Source organism: Sphingomonas sp. AC435, assembly GCF_979253005.1.
In genome coordinates this window covers 1-256 of record NZ_CEEDCJ010000061.1, presented here as the reverse complement: position 1 = coordinate 256, position 256 = coordinate 1, and the positions used below count along the sequence as shown (strand labels likewise).

At 65.6% G+C, this 256-nt stretch carries 1 protein-coding gene; it reads right to left on the bottom strand.

What is annotated here, in order from left to right; translation table 11 throughout:
• Window positions 1–190, bottom strand: a 190-nt coding sequence (locus AC0CH8_RS18955) for a hypothetical protein (RefSeq protein WP_465241210.1), incomplete at its 3' end; no start/stop codon positions are given.
• Window positions 191–256: the final 66 nt, after the last annotated feature.

The window sequence follows — 256 nt, the reverse complement described above, 5'->3', positions numbered from 1 at the left end:
CGAGCGCCAAGGCCGCTTCAGCGGAGTTCGCCTCACGGACTTCATACCCAACCTCTTCGAGCAGGTCCGCTGTGATGGATCGAACCACGTCCTCGTCGTCAACGAGGAGAGCCAGGCCGCGCCCTGGCTCGACGAGTGCACGGTCCGAAGATTGCGCGGCGCCGTCAGGAGACACCGCACTCACCGGCAACCATCGCTCGATGTTAGTCCCGACGCCCTCCCGGCTGTGAATGATGTGGGCCCCGCCCAGCTGAGC